At 65.7% G+C, this 1630-nt stretch carries 2 protein-coding genes; both read right to left on the minus strand.

All coding sequences use genetic code 11. The features are described from left to right. Window positions 1-25: 25 nt before the first annotated feature. A complete protein-coding gene (purN, locus tag WEA77_RS07575) occupies window positions 26-616 on the minus strand; it encodes a phosphoribosylglycinamide formyltransferase (protein WP_368067259.1) in 591 nt (196 codons plus the stop codon). Then, on the minus strand, window positions 613-1630 hold a 1018-nt coding region (gene purM, locus WEA77_RS07580; RefSeq protein ID WP_368067260.1), incomplete at its 5' end, for a phosphoribosylformylglycinamidine cyclo-ligase. The genes purM and purN, both read right to left, overlap by 4 nt.

The raw sequence follows: 1630 nt of genomic DNA on the forward strand, positions 1-1630 counted from the left end.
TCCACGACAGCGCCGGGGAAGCGGACTATCTCTTCAGGATCTTTGCGCAGGCGATTTTCAGCGCTTCGGGAAACAGCATATGCTCGGCGATCAGCGTCCGCGCAGCCAGCGTGTCTTCGGTATCGCCGCGCAGGATCGGTACACGCGCCTGCGCGATGATCTCGCCGTCATCGACGCCGGAGTTGACCCAGTGAACCGTGCAGCCGGCTTCACTGTCGCCCGCGTCGAGGGCGCGCTGGTGGGTATCGAGGCCTTTGTATTTCGGCAGAAGCGAGGGGTGGATATTGATCATCCGGCCTTCCCACCGCGAGACGAACCAGGGCGTCAGAACGCGCATGAATCCGGCGAGCGCGATGATCTCCGTGCCGGAGCGGCGCAGTTCGTCATCGAGTTCTTTCTCGAAGGCGGCGCGGTCCTTGCCATAGTCGCGGTGGTCTAACGCAACGGTGGGGACATCCGCCGCGTCGGCAATCTCCAGCCCAGGCGCATCCGGCTTGTTGGAGGCGACCAGCACCGGCGTCGCGGGAAAATCGAGATCGGCCGCAATCGCTTTCAGCAGGGCTTCCATGTTCGAGCCGCGGCCCGAAATCAGGATCGCAAGCTTAAGCCGCCTCATGCAGGGGCGAGCTCGCCTACGACGCGCGGGTCTTCGCCGGCGGCTTTCAGGTCGGCGATCACGCTGGCTGCGTCGGCTGGGCTTACGGCCAGCACCATGCCAATACCCATATTGAAGGTGCGGTGCATCTCGTCGGTGTCGACGCCGCCCGCCTCTTGCAGCCAACCAAATACCGGGGGCGGCGTCCAGCTGGCGCGGTCGATGCGGGGGACAAGCCCGTCCGGGCACATGCGCGGCGTATTCCCGGTGAGACCGCCGCCGGTGATATGGGCGAGGCCCTTCACGCGGCCGGAGCGGAGCAGCGGCAAAGCGAGTGGCGCATAGAGGCGCGTCGGCGTCAGGAGGGCTTCGCCCAGCGTTTGCGCGTTCGAGAAAGGTGAAGGGCCGCCATAGAACAGGCCTTCCCGGGCGACGATGCGGCGCACCAGCGAATAGCCGTTGGAATGGGGGCCGGAGGAAGTCATGCCGATAAGAATGTCGCCGGCTGCCATGTCACCCATCCGGGGGAGCACTTTGTCGCGGTCCACGGCCCCAACCACGAAGCCTGCCAGATCGTAATGTCCCGGCGGGTACATGCCCGGCATCTCGGCCGTCTCGCCGCCCACCAGCGCGCAGCCGGACCGGCGGCAGCCCTCAGCAATGCCCGCAATGACCGCCTCGGCGATCCCGCCTTCCAGCTTGCCAGTGGCGAAATAGTCCAGGAAAAACAGTGGCTCGGCGCCCTGCGCCAGCACGTCGTTGGCGCACATGGCGACGAGGTCGATGCCGACCGTGTTGTGGATACCCGTCTCGAAGGCCAGCATCAGCTTGGTGCCGACCCCGTCGGTGCCGGAAACGAGCACCGGATCGGTGTATCCGGCAGATTTCAGGTCAAACAGCGCACCGAAGCCGCCGAGGCCGCCCATCACGCCGGCCCGCGCCGTGGCCTTGGCCATCGGAGAAATGGCGTCCACCAGCCTGTCGCCTGCCTCAATATCGACACCGGCATCGCGGTAAGACAGGGGCGGTTTGGAT

Source organism: Hyphomonas sp. (genome assembly GCF_040882205.1).
Classification (GTDB): Bacteria; Pseudomonadota; Alphaproteobacteria; order Caulobacterales; family Hyphomonadaceae; genus Hyphomonas.

Bases quoted from the DNA above. Each gene is read 5' to 3' on its own strand.
- purN (WP_368067259.1), bottom strand. From the start codon at position 616: ATGAGGCGGCTTAAGCTTGCGATCCTGATTTCGGGCCGCGGCTCGAAC.